11 protein-coding genes and 1 pseudogene are annotated in these 20,551 nt (G+C 33.3%); 5 read left to right on the top strand and 7 right to left on the bottom strand.

The window, feature by feature from the left end:
* Positions 1-233 precede the first annotated feature (233 nt).
* On the top strand, positions 234-1,610 hold the full coding sequence (locus tag B3C18_RS00115; RefSeq protein WP_291140494.1) for a Kelch repeat-containing protein: 1,377 nt from the start codon (positions 234-236) through the stop codon (positions 1,608-1,610).
* Between the two features lie 78 nt (positions 1,611-1,688).
* Here B3C18_RS00115 and B3C18_RS00110 read toward each other — a convergent pair whose 3' ends face one another.
* Complete coding sequence (locus tag B3C18_RS00110) at positions 1,689-3,953, bottom strand: aconitate hydratase (RefSeq protein WP_291140492.1); 2,265 nt, start codon at positions 3,951-3,953, stop codon at positions 1,689-1,691.
* 121 nt (positions 3,954-4,074) lie between these two features.
* On the bottom strand, positions 4,075-6,846 hold the full coding sequence (locus B3C18_RS00105) for a bifunctional aconitate hydratase 2/2-methylisocitrate dehydratase (protein WP_291140489.1): 2,772 nt from the start codon (positions 6,844-6,846) through the stop codon (positions 4,075-4,077).
* Positions 6,847-7,268: 422 nt separating this feature from the next.
* Here B3C18_RS00105 and B3C18_RS00100 point away from each other — a divergent pair, with 422 nt between their 5' ends.
* Together B3C18_RS00100 and xrtN are read left to right on the top strand one after the other, a co-directional pair.
* On the top strand, positions 7,269-9,764 hold the full coding sequence (locus tag B3C18_RS00100) for an XrtN system VIT domain-containing protein (protein WP_291140486.1): 2,496 nt from the start codon (positions 7,269-7,271) through the stop codon (positions 9,762-9,764).
* On the top strand, positions 9,692-11,005 hold the full coding sequence (gene xrtN, locus B3C18_RS00095; protein ID WP_291140484.1) for an exosortase N: 1,314 nt from the start codon (positions 9,692-9,694) through the stop codon (positions 11,003-11,005). Before B3C18_RS00100 ends, xrtN begins: the two co-directional genes overlap by 73 nt.
* Positions 11,006-11,046: 41 nt before the next feature.
* Here xrtN and B3C18_RS00090 read toward each other — a convergent pair whose 3' ends face one another.
* A complete protein-coding gene (locus B3C18_RS00090; RefSeq protein WP_291140480.1) occupies positions 11,047-12,000 on the bottom strand; it encodes an AAA family ATPase in 954 nt (317 codons plus the stop codon).
* Between the two features lie 78 nt (positions 12,001-12,078).
* Entirely contained in the window at positions 12,079-13,506 is a 1,428-nt protein-coding gene (locus B3C18_RS00085) for a peptidylprolyl isomerase (RefSeq protein ID WP_291140477.1), read from the bottom strand.
* Between the two features lie 489 nt (positions 13,507-13,995).
* On the opposite strand from B3C18_RS00085, the gene B3C18_RS00080 reads away from it, so the two are divergent.
* Positions 13,996-15,435: an alpha-amylase gene (locus tag B3C18_RS00080; RefSeq protein ID WP_291140474.1), complete on the top strand. Its 1,440-nt coding sequence runs from the start codon at positions 13,996-13,998 to the stop codon at positions 15,433-15,435.
* A gap of 155 nt (positions 15,436-15,590) precedes the next feature.
* Entirely contained in the window at positions 15,591-17,183 is a 1,593-nt protein-coding gene (locus B3C18_RS00075; RefSeq protein WP_116751454.1) for a peptide chain release factor 3, read from the top strand.
* 74 nt (positions 17,184-17,257) lie between these two features.
* Here the strand turns inward: B3C18_RS00075 and B3C18_RS00070 are convergent, their stop codons facing one another.
* The 3 genes and pseudogenes from B3C18_RS00070 to B3C18_RS00060 form a co-directional block, all read right to left on the bottom strand.
* Complete coding sequence (locus B3C18_RS00070) at positions 17,258-17,992, bottom strand: hypothetical protein (RefSeq protein WP_291140468.1); 735 nt, start codon at positions 17,990-17,992, stop codon at positions 17,258-17,260.
* Positions 17,993-18,342: 350 nt separating this feature from the next.
* The gene (locus B3C18_RS00065) at positions 18,343-18,654 is read right to left on the bottom strand and encodes a DUF3467 domain-containing protein (RefSeq protein ID WP_291140465.1); all 312 of its coding nucleotides are present in this window, start codon (positions 18,652-18,654) and stop codon (positions 18,343-18,345) included.
* 10 nt (positions 18,655-18,664) lie between these two features.
* Positions 18,665-20,551 (bottom strand): annotated as a pseudogene (locus B3C18_RS00060) (DNA-directed RNA polymerase subunit beta'); the annotation flags it as partial.

The following is a 20,551-nucleotide window of genomic DNA, read 5'->3' as shown; positions in this document are numbered from 1 at the left end:
AGTTTATTACTCCTTTTTTAAGTTTAGATACTATTTTAAACTCAAAAAAGCGCGAATATATTACCTAAAAGGCGAATTTAACTTTTTAAACTAAAAAACAAACCTTTTTTAACAACTAATTTACTTCAAATTAACAAGCTCGGCATAAAAATTGAGCCAACTTTTTGAACCGCAGTTTTTTAATAATATTCATAGAATTTGCAAAAACTGAAAATAACTTAACCTTAAAACTTGTGAAAAAACTACTTTTTATTTTTCTTCTATTTCCAATATTTTCAATTGCTCAAGAATTAAAAGGAATTGTTATTTCTGTCGATAATCAACCTGTTCAAGATGTGAATGTTTTTTATTTATCTAAAAACACAACGGCTTTAACCGATAAAAACGGGCAATTTAGTTTAAAAGACGGATTGAACTTTCGTGAAAACGATACTTTACAATTCTCTCACATTAGTTACAAGACAACCAAAATCACCGTAAATAAGCTTAGAGAAGCAAATTTTAAAGTTATTTTAAAACAAAAGACTGAAGATTTATCGGAATTAACGATCAAAGCTAATCATGAGTTAAAGCTAAAATCAAAATTAAATTATGAGTTATTAGCATCTCTCAAAAATCCTATTTTCTCTTTTGGATCATTTTTAAAAGATGGCAAAATTTATGTAATTGGCGGAAATGGATCCCGCGAAGCTGATTCCTGGAAGAAACTCGCCGCAGAAAAAGTAGAGCCTACATTAAAAGACCTTCAGGATGAATTAAGTCGAAATGCTACTTTTCTATTTTACAAAGGAGATTTTGCTGCTTACGACATCAAGAATGATATCTGGGAGATTTCACCAATTAAATTCACAAAAAGAGCGCATCACAATATTCATTTATATGACAATTCCATTTATGTATTAGGCGGAAAAAGAATTTCTGTAAATGGTAAATTTGAATATTTACAAGATCAAATCGAGGTTTTCGACCTTACTAAACAAACCATAAAAGTTGATAATACGAATCCGCATCAGGCTGCTGATTTTGCTTCATTTACCTATAAAGATAACATTATTGTAATGGGCGGTTCTGTAAAAATGACCGAAAGCGGTAAAAAAGATTTTACCAATAAAGTGCATTTATACAATATTGGGACGGGTTATTGGTACGAACTTTCAAATATGTCAACAGCGAAAGAAGTAAATGGAATCCTAATTGGTGATCAAATATTTTTAATTGGAGGAAATAATGGAAAGCCTTTATCAGAAATTGAAACTTTTGATTTAGTTTCCGAAAAATGGCAGACAGAAGGTCATCTTTTTTCGAGTATGGAAAGACCCGCTATTACTTATCATGATAATATCATCTACTTTTTTGAAGACCAAAAAATGTACGTCTATGATACAAAATCAAAAGTATTAAAAGAATATCTCGTTGATCTTCCTTTAAAATTTAGTGCATTGCATTTTTACAATGATAAATTGTACATCATTGGCGGCTATACTTATACTGATTATTCTAAAACACCATCTGATAAAACCTATAGTATTTCAATTGAAGAATTTGAAAGAACGAAACCAAATCGGATTAAAACTTTATATCAGGAATCAGATTTGGCTAAAACTAATTAATAAGCTTATTTTCTTTAGTACAAATAAAAAACGCTCTGTTTTCACAGAGCGTTTTTGGTATATAATAAATCTTAAAGATTAAGCTTTTCCAGCTGCAATTAAGTTTAGTGCAGAACCTGCAACGAACCATCCAATTTGTCCAGCGTTATAAGTATGATTAGCCAAAATAATTGATTTTGTACCATCTGCGTGAACAAATTCTAACGTTAATGGTTTTCCCGGAGCAAATTCAGTTAAATCAGTAAAGTTGATTGTATCGTTTTCCTGAATTTTATCGTAATCTGCTTCGTTTGCAAAAGTCAATCCTAAAAGACCTTGTTTTTTAAGATTTGTTTCGTGAATACGGGCAAACGATTTTACTAATACTGCTTTAACGCCTAAGAAACGTGGTTCCATAGCCGCATGCTCACGAGATGAACCTTCACCATAGTTATGATCTCCCACAACGATAGACGGAACTCCAGCCGCTTTGTATGCACGTGCAACAGCAGGAACAGCATCGTATTGTCCTGTTAATTGATTTTTAACCGAGTTCGTTTTTTGGTTAAATGCATTTACTGCACCAATCAACATATTGTTAGAAATATTATCTAAGTGCCCGCGGAAACGTAACCATGGTCCAGCCATAGAAATATGATCCGTAGTACATTTTCCAAATGCTTTGATTAGCAATTTAGCACCTGTAATGTTTTTTCCATCCCAAGCATCAAACGGAGCTAATAATTGTAAACGCTCTGATGTAGGACTAACTACAACCTGAACGCCTGAACCATCGGCAGCCGGAGCCTGAAATCCCGGATCTTCGGCATAAAAACCTTTAGCTGGAAGCTCATCTCCTGTTGGAGCATCAAGCATTACTTCTTCACCGTCTTCGTTGATTAATTTATCTGTTAATGGATTAAATCCTAAATCTCCGGCAATCGCCATTGCAGTTACTAATTCCGGAGAACCTACGAAAGCTAATGTATTAGGGTTACCGTCTGCACGTTTTGAGAAGTTACGGTTGAAAGAGTGTACAATTGTGTTTCTTTCTTCTTTTTCTGCTCCTTCTCTATCCCACATACCAATACATGGTCCGCAGGCGTTAGCAAAAACGGTTGCTCCAATTTTATGAAAAGTATCAATAAATCCGTCTCTTTCAATGGTTGAACGAACTACTTCTGAACCCGGAGTAATGGTAAACTCGGCTTTTGTTTTTAAGTTTTTATCTGCAACTTGTCTTGCTAAAGAAGCTGCACGAGAAATATCTTCGTAAGAAGAGTTGGTACAAGAACCAATTAATCCAACCTGAATTTGTAACGGCCAGTTATTTTTGATTGCTTCTTCTTTCATTTTAGAAATTGGAGTAGCTAAATCTGGCGTAAAAGGACCGTTTAAGTGCGGCTCTAATTGAGATAAATTGATTTCGATAACCTGATCAAAATATTTCTCTGGGTTTGCATAAACTTCTGGATCTCCTGTTAAATAAGAAGCCACTTTATCTGCAGCCTCTGCAACATCAGCTCTGTTTGTAGAACGCAGGTAACGACTCATAGAATCATCATAACCAAAAGTTGAAGTTGTAGCTCCAATTTCTGCTCCCATGTTACAAATAGTTCCTTTACCAGTACATGACATAGAAGTTGCGCCTTCTCCAAAATATTCAACGATTGCACCAGTTCCTCCTTTTACAGTAAGAATTCCGGCAACTTTAAGAATAACATCTTTTGGAGCTGTCCATCCTGATAACTTACCCGTTAATTTAACTCCAATTAATTTAGGAAATTTAAGTTCCCAAGCCATACCCGACATAACGTCTACGGCATCAGCTCCACCAACACCAATGGCTACCATTCCTAAACCTCCTGCATTTACCGTGTGAGAATCGGTTCCGATCATCATTCCTCCTGGGAAAGCGTAGTTTTCAAGCACTACCTGGTGAATAATTCCTGCTCCCGGTTTCCAGAAACCAATTCCGTATTTATTAGAAACCGACGATAAGAAATCGAAAACTTCATTACTTTGTGTTTTTGCTCTCGCTAAATCGGTTGCAGCGTCTACTTTTGCCTGAATCAAGTGATCACAGTGAACCGTTGTAGGTACTGCCACTTTAGATTTTCCAGCGTGCATAAATTGTAATAATGCCATTTGAGCCGTTGCATCCTGACATGCAACACGATCTGGTGCAAAATCAACATAATCAACTCCTCTTCCAAACGCCTTTGTTGGATTTCCATCCCAAAGGTGATTGTATAAAATTTTCTCCGTTAAAGTAAGTGGACGACCAACAATCTCGCGTGCTTTGTCAACACGACCTGGCATGTTCTCATACACTTTTTTAATCATTTCAATATCAAAAGCCATAAGTTATAATTGTTTTTGTTTTTTTTATTTTGAACATGACAAGTTACAAAAAATAGAAGTGCCAGAAAAGAAAAAGCCCGAGTTTATCACTCGGGCTTTTGAAATATTAATAATCGTAAGATTACATTACTAACGACTTATTAGAAGGCGCAAACTTAGTCAGGTTAATACCTTCAACCGCAGTTGTATATTCAGCTAATGTTGGAGTTCTACCCAAAATTGTAGATAAAACTACAACTGGTGTAGAAGAAAGCAATGACTCTCCTTTTTTACCTTCAGTATCTTCTACAACTCTTCCTTGGAAAAGACGAGTTGAAGTTGCCATTACTGTATCACCTTTTGCCGCTTTTTCCTGGTTACCCATACAAAGGTTACATCCCGGACGCTCTAAGTATAACATGTTTTCATATTCAGTACGTGCAGCACCTTTTGGAGCATTATCGTCGAATTCGAAACCTGAATATTTTTGTAAAACTTCCCAGTCACCTTCAGCTTTAAGCTCATCTACGATATTATATGTAGGCGGCGCAACAACTAGTGGAGCATTGAATTCAACTTTACCGTTTTGTGCTTCAACATTTTTCAACATTTGAGCAAGGATTTTCATATCTCCTTTGTGAACCATACAAGATCCAATAAATCCAAGATCTACTTTTTTCACTCCTCCGTAAAAAGAAAGAGGTCTGATGGTATCGTGAGTATATCTTTTAGAAACATCAACGTTATTTACGTCTGGGTCAGCAATCATTGGCTCAGCAATCAGATCAAGATCAACTACAACTTCAGCATAATATTTAGCATTTGCATCTGGAGTTAAAGCTGGTTTCTCTGCAGATTTAATCTCTGTAATTCTCTTATCAGCTTTGTTGATTAATCCCTGAAGAACACGTTTTTCATTATCCATACCTTTATCAATCATGATCTGGATTCTTCCTTTTGCAATTTCCAATGATTCAATTAAAGTATCATCTTCAGAAATACAGATAGAAGCTTTTGCTTTCATCTCTGCAGTCCAGTCTGTAAATGTAAAGGCCTGGTCAGCAGTAAGTGTTCCAATGTGAACCTCAATAATTCTACCTTGGAAAACATTTTCTCCACCAAATTGGTGAAGCATTTGCGCTTGTGTAGCATGAACCACATCACGGAAATCCATGTAACTTTTCATATCTCCTTTGAATGTTACCTTTACAGATTCCGGAATTGGCATTGAAGCCTCACCAGTAGCAAGAGCAAGAGCAACAGTTCCTGAATCAGCACCAAAAGCAACACCTTTTGACATTCTTGTATGAGAGTCACCACCAATAATGATAGCCCACTCATCAATCGTAATATCGTTAAGTACTTTATGGATAACGTCTGTCATTGCATGATAAACACCTTTTGGGTCACGAGCTGTGATCAAACCAAAATCGTTCATGAATTTCATCAATTTTGGAATGTTTGCCTGCGCTTTTTTATCCCAAACCGAAGCCGTGTGACATCCTGATTGGTATGCACCGTCAACGATTGGTGAAATTACTGTTGCCGCCATAGATTCTAATTCCTGAGCAGTCATAAGACCTGTAGTATCTTGTGAACCTACAATATTAACTTCTACACGAACATCAGAACCAGCGTGTAATACTTTACCTGCGGGTACACCAACAGCGTTTCTGTTAAAGATTTTTTCTACAGCTGTAAGCCCTTGTCCTTCAATAGAGATTTCTTTTGATGGAGCAAATACAAGCGGAGCTTCAACATTTAAAATTTTCGCTGCTAATGTTTGAAGTTTTTTACCAAACACGATAGCGTATGAACCACCAGCTTTAATGAATTCCATTTTTTGAGGCGTAAATGCCTTAGAAATGTCAATTAATTCCTGATCGCCATTATAAAGTTTTTTCTCTTTAATGTTGATTGTTAAAACTGTACCTGTTTCAACAGAATAAGTTTGCTCTAGGATTGGCTCGTCGTTTTCGTTACGAATAACATTTCCATCAGCATCAACTTTTTTAACCCAGTTTTTAAGGTCTAAACCAATACCACCGGTAACATCTACAGTTGTTAGGAAAATTGGAGAAATTCCGTTTGTTCCACCAACAATTGGCGCGATATTAACGAATGGAATATATGGGCTTGCTTGTTTTCCTGTCCAAAGTGCCACGTTGTTTACACCTGACATTCTAGAAGAACCTACTCCCATTGTTCCTTTTTCAGCGATCAACATTACACTTGCATCAGGATGTTGTGCTTGTAAAGCTTTAATTTCTTGCTGCGCTTGAGGCGTAATCATACATTGACCATGTAATTCACGATCTGAACGTGAGTGCGCCTGATTACCCGGAGAAAGTAAATCTGTTGAGATATCACCTTCACCAGCAATAAAAGTAACTACTTTAATTGTATCTGCTACTTCTGGAAGTTTTGTAAAAAACTCAGCCTGAGCATAACTTTCAAGGATTTCTTTTGCAACTGCATTATTGTTTTTGAATGCCTCTATTAAACGGTCAGTATCAGCCTCATAAAGGAAAACTTGTGTTTTAAGAACTTTAGCTGCTTCTTTTGCAATGGCAGCGTCATTTCCTAAAGCTAAATCCAGCAATACCTCTATAGAAGGTCCGCCTTTCATATGTGATAATAATTCAAAAGCAAAAGTTGGTGTAATTTCTTTTACTACAGCTTGCCCCAGAATAATTTCTTTTAAAAACTTGGCTTTTTCACCAGCAGCACTTGTTGTTCCTGGTAAAGTATTGTAAATGAAAAATTTAAGAGAATCTTCTCTGTACTCGTTATCTAAATCTTTAATTTGTGCAATAATTTCGCTTAATAATTCAGCGCTATCGATTGGTTTTGGGTGAAGTCCCTGATTTTTACGTTCTTCAATCTCTTGGATATAATCCTTATAAATATTCATAATTAAGGCAGATTTATTTTTTTGTTCGCAAATTTAATCATTAATGCGGATAATTAAAAATAATATAATAGAAGTCGCCTTTTCAAAAATTATTATTGTTAAAAAACGATTTTCACTGCTTGTTTTTGTCAAAATATCAATTTTGTATTAAAAAAATGAATTATTGATATTTTAAAATCTTTTCTTTAACAAAGTCGAAATTTGGTGTTATAAAGTAAGTGAGATTTTACCTCTATTTTCGCAAAGAATAGTTCTAAATAAACAATTATAACGTTATAGTTGCGATTTTTGACGTCTGTTTTTAGTCTTTTTCCCGAGTTAAAGTTTTATCAAATTTCACATTAAAAAAAGTTCATAAAATATTTGTAATTCAATTTTTCTTTTAACTTTGCAATTCAAAGTTCTTTCAAAAACACAAAACTATGAAATACAAATTAGAAAATGCGAACGATTACATTAGTCAAATTGGTGTGGGCTTTAGTGTCTTTACCAGTTTATTCAGTGGCTTTTTTTTATTGATTTTATTATTAAATGAAAACACTAAATTTTTCGGTGCTGGAGCATTAGGCACTCTTACATTGATAATGGAGTTTATTTACGGAGTTACCGTTACATTTCTTATTCTTAGAAAAAGGGAGAAATACCTTCATTTAACTCCTTTTCTTATACTTAACTGGTTTATTGGATGTTTCTGCCTAAATATTTTCGTACCTATATTTGAAGATCTTCCGTTCTGGGTTTACTTCACCATTTTACTCTTTTTTATTAGTAATTTTTTCATTTACCAAAAACCACAAGAAAATAGTTTTATTCTTTCTATCTTTTTTATAAATGGATTATCTTATAGTTTAATATTGTATTTCACATTTTATCTATTGCCCCTTACACCCTTTGCCTGCATTGGAATTCTATTATTAGGAATTGGTTTTTATGCATTAGTCCCTTTACTTGTTTCCATTATCCATATAGTAACTATAGCTCGTTATTTTCAGGAAAACAAAAGACATTTGATTTCATTCATCGCAGGTTTTGGGTTTATTTTAGTTCTCTTATTTTCTTTTGTTATAATGCTTGACAGAGAAAGCAGGCTTATTAATGTTAGACGTCCCATCAGCTCTTTTACTTCAAATGAAGATTTACCCAATTATATTAAAATATCACAAAGTCTTGAACCTAACTTTTTAAATGAAATTTTACTCAAAAAAGACATCGTTTATACTGCCCCTGAAAAGTACTTTGATTACGATCTTGGTTCTTTTGGAATTCAACAATTTAACGAAAGAAAAATCCACAATCCTTTTATTACAATAGCTTACATTTTTTGTGAAGATCTTAATCTGAGCCAAGACGACCGAATTAATATTCTTAAATCTAATTTTGACAAACGATTAGAAACCGAAGAAAAGTTGTGGAGCGGTGAAGATTTGATTACCAAAGACATCAAAGAAGATGTAAAATTATATCCAGACAGCAGGCTTGCTTATACAGAAATTACTATGGATATTGCCTGTGATAAAGATACATGGAGAGATCAGGAAGCCATTTATTCTTTCCAGCTTCCTGAAGGTTCTGTTGCAACTTCACTTTCATTATGGGTAAACGGTATTGAAAGAAAAGGAGTTTTAACGACAAAAGAGAAAGCAGAAAAAGCATACAAACAAATTGTTGGTGCAGAAAGTCGCGATCCATCTTTAATGCAATGGAGAGAAGGAAACAAAGTTGTTGTGAGGGTTTTTCCTGTAAACTATAAAACGCCAAGAACTTTTAAATGCGGCTTCACTACTCCTTTAAAAGTTGAAGATAATAAATTGAAATATGAAAGCCTTTCTATTAAGGGCCCAAATATATCAAATGCTTCTACAATTTCAAGAATCCAGATGACAGGAAAAAGTGATGTAGAGACAAGTAAGAATTTTAAACTGCAAAATAATTTCTATATCAATGAATCAAAAGGTCTTGATGATTGGGAGGCAATGATACCTTTGAGCAAAATATCGAAGTTAAATTCTTTTGCATGGAAGGATAAAATATACGAGGTAAAAGAGAGTCAAAAAGTAAATATTCCTTTTAATGCATCAGAGGTCATTTTAGATTTAAACAGCAGCTGGACTTTAAACGAAATAGAATCATTTGTAAACGTAAAAGGAAAGGAATTTTATGTGTATGATGACAAGGAGAAAAAAGAAATAAACAAAGAAAACTTCGAAACTGTTTTTCTAGATTTCAAATACTTGCATTATTCTTTATTACCCTTATATACAATCAAACAAAATAGTTTGATTATAACCAAATCCGGAAATTTTTCTGCAAATTTTGAAGAACTTAAGGAATCTGAATATTTAAAAAAGATTCGAAGTCAGACTAAATCACAAAACCTGAAAGTTATTAATATTTCTGGAGAGATTAATCCGTTTTGGCAGACTGTAAAAGAGCAAAAATATGTAGATTTTTACGAGACCAATTTCAGAAATAGTTTAAAAATGCTGGAAGAAAATTATTTCATTAAGTATAAAACTGCTGATAATGTGGTCAATATTGAACCTTCAAACATTTCGATTCAGGAAAAACCAAAAGACAGTACTATTAAAAGTAATGGACCAAATCATATTTACAGAATGTATGCTTTTGGAAAAGTTTTAGAAGAACAAATTAAAATTCAGAATGATACTTTAGCCGCAAATCAATATGTAAACCTTGCAAAAGATGCCAATATTGTAACGCCAATTTCGTCTTTAATTGTTTTGGAAACGGATGCAGATTACAAAAATAACGGAATCGAGAAAAATGTGGATACTCTTGGCAACGCTTCGATTAAAAATGACGGTGCGGTTCCGGAACCTCATGAATGGGTAATGATTATTATTGGCTTGACTACTCTTTTATTTTACTATCAAAGAAACAAAAAACAAAAAGCTTAATAAAAGTTTTACTGCAGTCACACGCCAAATTAATTGCTATTCTTGCTATAATCATGCTTTTAGTTCTAAACTATAGTATTGTATCAACAGGACTAGACAATAATTTTTTTGGCGTTATATTTTCTATTTTCCTATTTCTTTATGCAGGAAGAAAAACTACTTTAAGAATAAGTTATCCGCTGCTTGCATTAATTTTTTTATTAGAATTTATAAGCTACAGACTGCATACAAAGTCATTGCATTTTCATGCTCTTTTGTTATTTGGATGTTTTGTTTATTACAGCTTTACCCAAAAGTTTTCTTTTATCGCTTTTATCTGTCTCTTTTTGTTTTCGTCAATTTTTGATCAGTTATTCAATTATTTAACTGTCGAAATAAAACAGACGCTTTGTTACGGAGTGTATTTAACATTAAAAAATTTCATTCCGATAACTAAAATAGAAGGTGTTAATTTTTATATCAATAATGCAAAAGTTTCGATAGATACCGCTTGTATGGGTTTATCGATGTTTAAAACGGGATTATTATTCGGAGCTTTTTTATTGACTTTAGAAGAACGCAAAAACCAAAAGTATTTCAACATTCTGCAAATTTTATTGTTTTGCTGTATAATAGTAGTTCTGAATATTATCTCCAATTATTTCAGAATTATCACTTTAGTTTTATTCAATTGTACCGAGGAAAATATACTGCATCACACTATTGGAATTATGTGTTTTATATTTTATCAAATTGTTCCTCTTTTATTTCTAATACGATTCTTTAATCCCAAAAAAGAAAGCATAACCGGCAATTCATTTTTTCCAAAATTTTCACCAATGATAATTGCGACCGGAATATTGTTTATTACTAGTTTAGAGCTTAAAAAGGAGCAAAATTATTCGCTGTTAGAAAATCTTAACCCTCATTATAACATTAAAAAAGGAGTCTGGGTCAATAATGAAGTTTTTAAGATTGCAGCTCCAGAAACCTTAACTTATATAAAAACACCTATTCACAAACCTTTAATTTGCTGGACAGGAAACGGATATAAAATCATTGAGTCTAAAGAAATCATGAGAAGCAATGAAAAAATATGGCTGACGAAATTAGAAAAGAATAATATTAGATATTTCTCTTATTGGTGGTATGAATATGACAATAAAAAATACACATCGCTTACCGAAGTTTTACTGCTAAAACTTTTTCACAACAAAACGGTACGTTTGATAAACGAAACTAGTATTAAAGAATTGAACTAAAAAAAAAGCCTGATTTAAAAATCAGGCTTTTTAGATATATCTTACATCAGCTTTTTAATAATAACTTCTTCCGTTATTCCTTCAGCGTCTGCTTTGTAGTTTTTAATAATTCTGTGGCGTAAAATTCCGGTTGCCACTGCTTTTACATCTTCAATATCCGGTGAAAATTTACCATTGAAAGCGGCGTGAGCTTTTGCTGCTAAAATTAAGTTTTGTGACGCTCTTGGCCCAGCTCCCCAATCTAGATAATTCTTTACAAAATCATTTGACAAAGCATTATCAGGACGTGTTTTACTTACTAATGTTACTGCATATTCTATAACATTATCTGCAACAGGAATTCTTCTGATTAAATGTTGAAAATCTATAATTTCCTGCGCTGTAAATAATGGATTAACTTCTACTTTATTATCAGATGTAGTTTGCTTTACGACTTTTACTTCTTCTTCAAAAGTTGGATATTCTAATTTAATAGCAAACATAAAACGGTCTAATTGCGCTTCTGGCAAAGGATAAGTTCCTTCCTGCTCAATTGGGTTTTGTGTTGCCAGTACAAAATAAGGTAAATCTAATTTATAATTTTGTCCTGCAATTGTTACCGAACGTTCCTGCATAGCTTCCAATAAAGCTGCCTGCGTTTTTGGCGGCGTTCTGTTGATCTCGTCAGCCAAAATGATATTAGAAAAAATTGGCCCTTTTATGAATTTAAATTGTCTGTTTTCATCTAAAATTTCACTTCCTAAAATATCCGAAGGCATTAAATCCGGTGTAAACTGAATTCTTTTAAAATCTAAACCTAAAGCTTGAGATAAAGTATTAATCATTAAGGTTTTTGCCAAACCAGGAACACCAATTAAAAGAGCATGTCCTCCTGAAAATATACAAAGTAAAATTTGGTCAACAACGGCATCCTGCCCTACAATGATTTTTGCTATTTCGTTTTTTAATTCGTTGCGTTTCTGAACTAAGTTATGAATTGCTGTTACGTCAGACATTTATGAATGTATTTTAAATTAAAAAGAGTTAGTTAAATGAATTCATAAAACTAACTCTTTTTCTTTATTTAATAAAAATTATTTTTTCAACCAATTGTTAGCAAACGTACAATCTCTGTACTCTCCAATAATTTTGATATATGTATCTTTAATTTTAGTATCAAACCATTTTGCAATTGCATTGATTTGTTTTTCTTTTAAAGCTAATTCTTTAATTTTCGTATAATCTTTAGCGTAGTCAGCAGTATGCTCGTCGATTCTGTTTGTAACAGTTATTAATTTATACGTTTTCTTTCCTTTATCATCCGTATTTAAAAGCGGCTGAGAAACTTCATCATCTTTTAAATTAGAAACCTGACCGTATAAAGTTGGATCCATTTTAGTTAATTCAAAACGAGTATCTTGAGTATTTGGGTTTATTAAAGTTCCTCCGTTTGCTCTAGTTTCTTTTTCGTCAGATTCTGTTCTTGCAGCCTCTGCAAAAGTAATTTGCTTGCTTACGATTTTCTCTCTAATATTAGCCGCTCTTTCTTTAGCTTCTTTCAAAGCACTTTCAGAAACTACCGGAGCAATTAAAATATGTCTTAATTCAACTTCCTGTCCTTTTATTTTGTCAACCATTATAATGTGGAAACCAAAAGTAGTTTCAAATGGCTGAGAAATTTCACCTTCCTGCAAACTAAACGCAACATCTTTAAACTCTTTTACGAAAGGCGTTTTACGAGTCATTTTATAATAACCTCCATTTGGTGCAGATCCCGGATCCTGAGAGTACAAAACTGCTTTTGTAGCAAAACTTGAACCTTCTAAAACATCTTGTCTAATAGCGTTTAATCTATCCTTAACTTTCTGTTTATCTTCGTTAGAAACTTTAGGTTCAGTAACAATCTGCGCTACTTCCATTTCAGCTCCAAAAGTCGGCAATTCATCTTTAGGGATTTTTTTAAAAAAGTTACGAACTTCCTCTGGAGTAATCTCTACATCTTTTACAATTTTATCTCTCATTTCTGAGGCTAATTTTTGCTCTTTTAAGATGTCAGCAAAATATGTTTTAAATTCTTCTACAGAACTCTTTTTATAATATTCTACCACTTTGTTGATATCGCCAACTTGCTGAATCATATAATTCAAACGCTCTTCCATCATCCCTCTAACTTCAGCATCACTAACAATAATACTATCCTGAATGGCCTGGTGTGCGTATAATTTATCTTCTAAAAGTTTACCAAGCATTTGGCATCTTGTAATATCTTTAGTATTACCACCTTGGCTTGCAATCTCTAAATAACCTTTATCAATATCAGAATCTAAAACAATATAATCTCCAACCGTAGCAATGATACCGTCAATTTTTTGTTTTCCGTGTACCGTTTCTACCGGCTTTTCGGCTACAACATCCTTAATAATTTCCTGTGCTGAAATTACTGAGTTGAAAAAAAATAAAAAACACATTGTTAAGACTACCTTATAATCAATTGTTTTTAGTTGCAATTTTTTTAATGACATTATTTTAAATTTAATTTTTGGATGTAAAGATCTGTATTCTAAATTTTAATCGGCTATTATTTATTTTCAAAAGTTATTCTGAAAACTAAATAATGAACTTCTGTTTTCTTTTATAAAACGAACAAAAATAACAATTCAATTACATAATACAACTATCAGCCATAGTATTAACAAAAAATTATGTGGATCGTATTTAAATTCACGATAAGAAGTTTAATTCTCCAATCTTTTTCTTTTTCAAAAAGCTGTTAACCTCAAAACCGCCAAAACAATATCTATTGATTTTCAAGCCTCTAAAAAAAAGTTGTAAACACTACAACGTTTTCGTTGTAAAACTATTTTCCTACAAAAACAAATCGAATCAAAAAACTCTTACTTTAGGTGCGTTATTAATAATTTATAGCGGCAAAAAATAAGAATATCTTGTTTTTAAAGTCTTAAAATTAGCAATTTCAAACTTTATTAATTTAACCTTAACCACAATCTATTATGAAAAAACCTATTGTAAGATTATTTTTTCTTACTGCAATTACAACCTTTTTGTATTCATGTACAAATGAAACGAATGATGTTGACGCTAAAGCAGAAAGTCAGCAATTTAAGATTATCAACGTCACTAACCACGATGGAAAACCTTTTAGCACCGGAGCTTCTTTATCATCTCCAACCGGAAAATATGTAGACAATCCGGGCGGAGGCGTAATGATGCAGGCTTTTTACTGGGACGTTCCTGCGGGTGGAAACTGGTGGAATACTGTAAAAGGAAAAGTGACTGCCTGGGGAAATGCTGGAATTGGCTCTATCTGGCTTCCACCCGCTTCTAAAGCTCAAAATGGAGCATTTTCTATGGGATATGATCCAACGGATTATTTTGATTTTGGAGATTACAATCAAAATGGAAGTACCGAAACTCGTTTTGGTTCTAAAACAGAATTAGTAAGCCTAATAACGTCTGCTCACACTGAAAACATAAAAGTGTATGCCGATATCGTAATTAATCACAATAGCGGCGGTCAATCTGAAGCAAATCCATATACAGGCACTAGCACGTGGACAAATTTCAGCGGTGTTGCTTCTGGAAAATTTACACGTAATTATAATGACTTCTATAAAAACAGCTACGGAAATAATGATGAAGGCGCTTTTGGCGGTTTCCCTGATTTATGCCATGCAAATCCTCATGTTCAGGATTGGCTTTGGCTGAGAGCTGACGGAGTTGGTAAATATTACAAAAATACCATGAAGTTTGACGGATGGAGATTTGATTACGTAAAAGGATTTGGCGCGTGGGTTGTAAATTCATGGAACGCTAATGTAGGCGGATTTTCGGTTGGAGAATTATGGGATTCGAATGTAAACGTATTAAATGACTGGGCAAACGCTGCTAACAGCTCTGTTTTTGACTTTGCATGTTATTATAAAATGAATGATGCCTTTGACGGTAACAATCTGGCGCTTTTAAATGATGATATGATGTGGAAAAGAAATCCGTATAAAGCGGTGACTTTTGTAACAAATCATGATACAGATGAAATTTGGAGCAAAATGCTGGCGTATTCGTATATTTTAACTCACGAAGGATATCCAACCATTTTCTACAGAGATTATGAAGAATGGCTGGATAAAGCGAAATTAAACAACTTGATCTGGATTCATAACAACAAAGCAACGGGTACAACTTCTATTTTATATTCTGATAATGATGAATATGTGGCAAGAAGAAACGGTTACAACGGAAATCCGGGATTAGTAGTTTACATCAATAATTCTGATGCTTGGCAGGAAAGATGGATTCAAACCAATTGGGCTAATACACAGATTAAAGATTTTACAGGAAATTCAACTTGGTACCCAACAACTCAGGCTGATAAATGGGTAAAAATTCAATGTCCGCCAAAAGGATATTCTGTTTGGTCAATTAACCAATAATTTATTTTTCAATATCAATGTAAGGCTGTTTTTAAAAACAGCCTTACTTTTTTGTAAAAAGTACTGTTTTGAAAAGTTATCGCTTTCAATTTAAGAACTGAATATTTTTATTAAGCCGTAATTAATAGTACTTTTGCAACCTATTTATACAAAATATGAGCTTTTTAAAAGAAATACAACGCAGAAGAACATTTGGAATTATATCGCATCCCGATGCCGGTAAAACAACATTAACGGAAAAATTATTGTTATTTGGAGGGGCGATTCAGGAAGCTGGAGCCGTAAAAAATAATAAAATTAAAAAAGGAGCAACGAGTGACTTTATGGAAATCGAACGCCAGAGAGGTATTTCGGTTTCGACTTCTGTACTTGCTTTTAATTATAAAGATAAAAAAATCAATATCCTTGATACTCCGGGACACAAGGATTTTGCCGAAGATACTTTTAGAACTTTAACCGCAGTTGATAGTGTAATTGTAGTTATTGACGTTGCAAAAGGGGTTGAGGAACAAACGGAGAAATTAGTTGCTGTTTGTAGAATGCGTAACATTCCGATGATTGTTTTCATCAATAAGTTAGACCGTGAAGGTAAAGATGCTTTTGATTTGATGGATGAAGTGGAACAAAAACTGGGGTTAAAAGTTACGCCATTAAGTTTCCCTATCGGAATGGGTTATGATTTTCAGGGAATTTATAATCTTTGGGAAGAAAACATCAATCTTTTCAGCGGAGACAGCCGTAAAAATATCGAAGAAACTATTGCATTTTCTGATGTTCAAAACAATCCTGAATTAGATAAAATTGTTGGTCAAAAAGCAGCAGAAAAACTTCGTGAAGAATTAGAATTAATTGATGAAGTTTATCCAAAATTTGAACGTCAGGATTATTTAGATGGAAAAATTCAGCCAGTATTTTTTGGTTCAGCTTTGAATAATTTTGGAGTTCGCGAATTGTTAGATTGTTTCGTGGCAATTGCTCCGTCTCCAAGACCAAAAGATTCTGAAACTCGTTTGGTTGATCCGGCAGAAGAAAAAATGTCTGGTTTCGTATTTAAAATTCACGCTAACATGGATCCGAAACACCGTGACCGTTTAGCTTTTATAAAAATTGTTTCTGGAACTTTTGAAAGAAACAAACCTTATTACCACGTTCGCCAAAAGAAAAATTTAAAATTTTCAAGCCCGAATGCCTTTTTCGCAGAGAAAAAAGAAATCGTTGATATTTCTTATCCTGGAGATATTGTTGGTTTACACGACACAGGAAACTTTAAAATTGGAGATACTTTAACTGAAGGCGAAGTAATGAGCTTTAAAGGAATTCCAAGTTTCTCTCCGGAACACTTTAGATACATCAATAACGCTGATCCGATGAAAGCTAAGCAATTAGAAAAAGGGGTTGATCAATTAATGGATGAAGGTGTAGCACAGTTGTTTACTTTAGAGCTGAATAATCGTAAAGTTATTGGAACAGTTGGAGCGCTTCAATATGAGGTTATTCAATATCGTTTAGAGCACGAATATGGTGCGAAATGTACTTACGAAAACTTCCCTGTTCATAAAGCTTGCTGGGTAAAACCTGATGATGCTAAAAATGAAGAATTCAAAGAATTTAAACGTATCAAACAAAAATTCCTTGCTCATGATAAATATGGTCAGCTGGTATTTTTAGCCGATTCTGATTTTACCATTCAAATGACGCAAAGTAAATATCCAAGTGTGAAATTATACTTTACTTCTGAATTTGATTAATCATTTCTTTAGAAAATACAAAAGGCTGTCTATTATTAGACAACCTTTTTTCATTACATCCCCAACATTTTGTTTTATTGATCTGTATAATTAATTCCTAATCCGCCGGCAATAAAAATTTTAGTCAGCTCATCTGCATCAATAATTATATTTTGTGATAAAACATTATTTTTAACTGCTTTTATAGTAAAAGGTATTTCTTTTGAAAGATAATAATCGCTTCCTGAAATCGTAACTATTAGTGTTTTGCTATTTTTTGAAACTTGCGCTGCTATAGAAAACTCTCCTGTTTTTGGATTTACTTTCACAGGAGTTTCTGAACCATTAACAGATAACATTAAATCTGGATATGTTTCTTTATTAAAAGGTTTATGTGTTTTTGCTTCTAATAATTTTCCTTTTATCGTAACCAGAATTTCTTCATTTACAGTTTGATTAGAAACCACTTTGCCTAATCTATACATTGGCTCTGCACAGGCTTTTTCAATTTTAACAGGTTCTTTTTCTTGTGCGGTAAGATTTGATGCAAGCAAAATAGTTGCTGCAACTGCCGCATATTTTAAAGTATTTATTTTAGAAGTCTCGCTGTATTCAAACTGTTCTTCAAGCTGTGTTGTTTTTAATCGTGCACAAATATTTGCATCTTTATTTCCGGCAATGAATCTAGCAACTTCAGAATTTGATTTTTTACTTAAATCGATCACATTTTTCATGCATGAATCACAAAACGAACCACCTGCATTAGGAATCATTTTATCAAAATTTTCAGAACAAGGATTTTTTATTTCTAAGGTGAATTTCTTTTTCATACTATACTTTATTTAAGTTAAAACCTTTGTTAATGGTTCTTACTTATATAGAGTACATTTTAAATAAAAAGGTTGGGAAGAGATTAAAATATTTTCAAATTATAAATTGATTCATTCGTTTTTGAGCATAAAAAAAGCGCTAATTTGATTAGCGCTTTTTTTTAATTTGAATTAAATCAACCTTACTAAGTCATTATATTTCAAAAATTAATCTTTCATAGGCAGAGCCAAATTAGAACAATATAACTACGCAGGGAAATTTAGTCGATTAAAGTATATTAAATCAGATTAACTGCATTTATTGTTAACTCTAAAGCAAAAAAAGCCCCATTAAAATGGGGCTTTAAAATTTATGCTTGTCCTGCCGGACCAAAATTAAGCGGTATTGGTACTTGTTCCGTTTCTTTGATTTCGCCATGAGCGGCCTCAAATCTATGGATATTTTCACCTATTGCTCTTAATAATCTTTTAGCATGTTGTGGTGTCAAGACAATTCTTGACTTTACCTTGGCTTTAGGAATACCCGGCATAATGCTGACAAAATCTAAAACAAACTCTGATGATGAGTGATTGATAATCGCAAGATTAGAATAAATTCCTTCTGCAATACTTTCGTCTAGCTCAATGTTAATTTGCTCTTGTTGTTGTTTCGGATTACTCATAGTTTCCTAATTAATAAATGTATTCTTCTTTATTAGCCATCATTTCATTGTAATCGTCTTTAGATCCTACGATAGTGTTATCGTATTCTCTCATACCAGTTCCCGCAGGAATTCTGTGTCCAACAATTACATTTTCTTTTAATCCTTCTAAGTCATCTACTTTACCAGCTACTGCAGCTTCGTTAAGTACTTTCGTTGTCTCCTGGAATGAAGCCGCAGAAATGAATGATTTAGTTTGTAACGAAGCTCTTGTAATACCTTGTAGAACTGGCGTTGCAGTTGCAGTAATTACGTCTCTTGCTACAACAAGATTTTTATCATTTCGTTTCAATAATGAATTTTCATCACGTAAATCACGAGGAGAAATAATCTGACCTGGTTTCAATACAGCAGAATCTCCAGCGTCTTCAACTACTTTCATACCATATAATTTATCGTTTTGAACGATGAAATCTTTAGTGTGAATTAATTGATCTTCTAGGAATAATGTATCTCCTGGATCTTGAACTCTTACTTTACGCATCATTTGACGAATAACTACCTCAAAGTGCTTGTCATTAATTTTTACCCCTTGTAAACGGTAAACCTCTTGAATTTCATTTACCAAGTACTGTTGAACAGCAGCCGGTCCTTGAATTCTTAAGATATCATCTGGTGTAATTGCACCGTCAGACAATGGAACTCCCGCCCTTACGAAGTCATTTTCTTGTACTAAGATTTGGCTAGAAAGTTTAACTAAATACTTTTTAATTTCACCAAATTTAGATTCGATAACGATCTCACGGTTACCTCTTTTGATTTTTCCAAAAGAAACAACACCATCAATTTCAGATACAACCGCTGGGTTTGAAGGATTACGAGCCTCAAGCAACTCAGTAATTCTTGGTAAACCTCCCGTGATATCGCCTGCTTTAGAAGAACGACGTGGAATTTTTACTAATACTTTACCTGCTTTAATTTTCTCACCGTTTTCAACCATTAAGTGTGCACCTACTGGTAAGTTGTAAGAACGAATCAATTCACCTTCTTTACCATAAACTAATAAAGTTGGGATTAATTTTTTGTTTCTAGCCTCAGAAATTACTTTTTCCTGGAAACCAGTCTGCTCATCGATCTCAACTATGAATGATTGTCCTTGCTCTAAATCCTCGTAAGCAATCTTACCAGTAAACTCAGAAACAATTACACCATTATAAGGGTCCCACTTACAGATTACAGTTCCTTTAGCAACAGTTTCTCCATCTTTAACAAAGATACTAGAACCATAAGGAATATTATGTGTATTTAAGACGATTCCAGTTTTCTCATCAACTAATTTTAATTCAGTTGAACGTGATACTACGATATCTACCGCATTACCTTCACTGTCTTCACCTTTAACCGTTTTTAAATCTTCAATCTCAAGTCTACCATTAAATCTTGTAATGATACTAGATTCTTCAGAAATACCTCCGGCAACCCCTCCAACGTGGAACGTACGAAGTGTTAACTGTGTACCTGGTTCTCCAATAGACTGAGCTGCAATAACTCCGACAGCTTCACCTCTTTGTGTCATTTTTCCAGTAGCTAAGTTTCTACCGTAACATTTAGCACAAATACCTTTTAAAGCCTCACAAGTTAATGGAGATCTAACTTCTACTTTTTCAATAGGAGAAGCTTCGATAGTTCTCATAATTGCTTCAGTAATTTGTTGACCTGATTGAACCATTACTTCATTAGTAAGTGGATTTATAACATCTTGCAATGCAACACGTCCTAAAATTCTTTCTCCTAATGATTCAACGATTTCCTCATTTTTCTTCAAAGCAGAAACTTCAACACCTCTTAAAGTTCCACAATCTTCGATGTTAACAATAACATCTTGAGAAACGTCATGAAGCCTTCTTGTTAAGTATCC

Origin of the sequence: Flavobacterium sp. UBA7680 (genome assembly GCF_002482975.1) — a bacterium.
In the GTDB taxonomy this organism is placed as follows: Bacteria; Bacteroidota; Bacteroidia; order Flavobacteriales; family Flavobacteriaceae; genus Flavobacterium.
The sequence above is the reverse complement of the archived record's forward strand: the minus strand, read 5'-3'. Positions and strand labels throughout refer to the sequence as shown.

What these genes read in the sequence shown, in the direction of transcription:
- B3C18_RS00110 (WP_291140492.1), bottom strand. Translation starts at nt 3,953, where the DNA reads ATGGCTTTTGATATTGAAATGATTAAAAAAGTGTATGAGAACATGCCA.
- B3C18_RS00105 (WP_291140489.1), bottom strand. Translation starts at nt 6,846, where the DNA reads ATGAATATTTATAAGGATTATATCCAAGAGATTGAAGAACGTAAAAAT.
- B3C18_RS00100 (WP_291140486.1), top strand. Translation starts at nt 7,269, where the DNA reads ATGAAATACAAATTAGAAAATGCGAACGATTACATTAGTCAAATTGGT.
- xrtN (WP_291140484.1), top strand. Translation starts at nt 9,692, where the DNA reads ATGGGTAATGATTATTATTGGCTTGACTACTCTTTTATTTTACTATCA.
- B3C18_RS00090 (WP_291140480.1), bottom strand. Translation starts at nt 12,000, where the DNA reads ATGTCTGACGTAACAGCAATTCATAACTTAGTTCAGAAACGCAACGAA.
- B3C18_RS00085 (WP_291140477.1), bottom strand. Translation starts at nt 13,506, where the DNA reads ATGTCATTAAAAAAATTGCAACTAAAAACAATTGATTATAAGGTAGTC.
- B3C18_RS00080 (WP_291140474.1), top strand. Translation starts at nt 13,996, where the DNA reads ATGAAAAAACCTATTGTAAGATTATTTTTTCTTACTGCAATTACAACC.
- B3C18_RS00075 (WP_116751454.1), top strand. Translation starts at nt 15,591, where the DNA reads ATGAGCTTTTTAAAAGAAATACAACGCAGAAGAACATTTGGAATTATA.
- B3C18_RS00070 (WP_291140468.1), bottom strand. Translation starts at nt 17,992, where the DNA reads ATGAAAAAGAAATTCACCTTAGAAATAAAAAATCCTTGTTCTGAAAAT.
- B3C18_RS00065 (WP_291140465.1), bottom strand. Translation starts at nt 18,654, where the DNA reads ATGAGTAATCCGAAACAACAACAAGAGCAAATTAACATTGAGCTAGAC.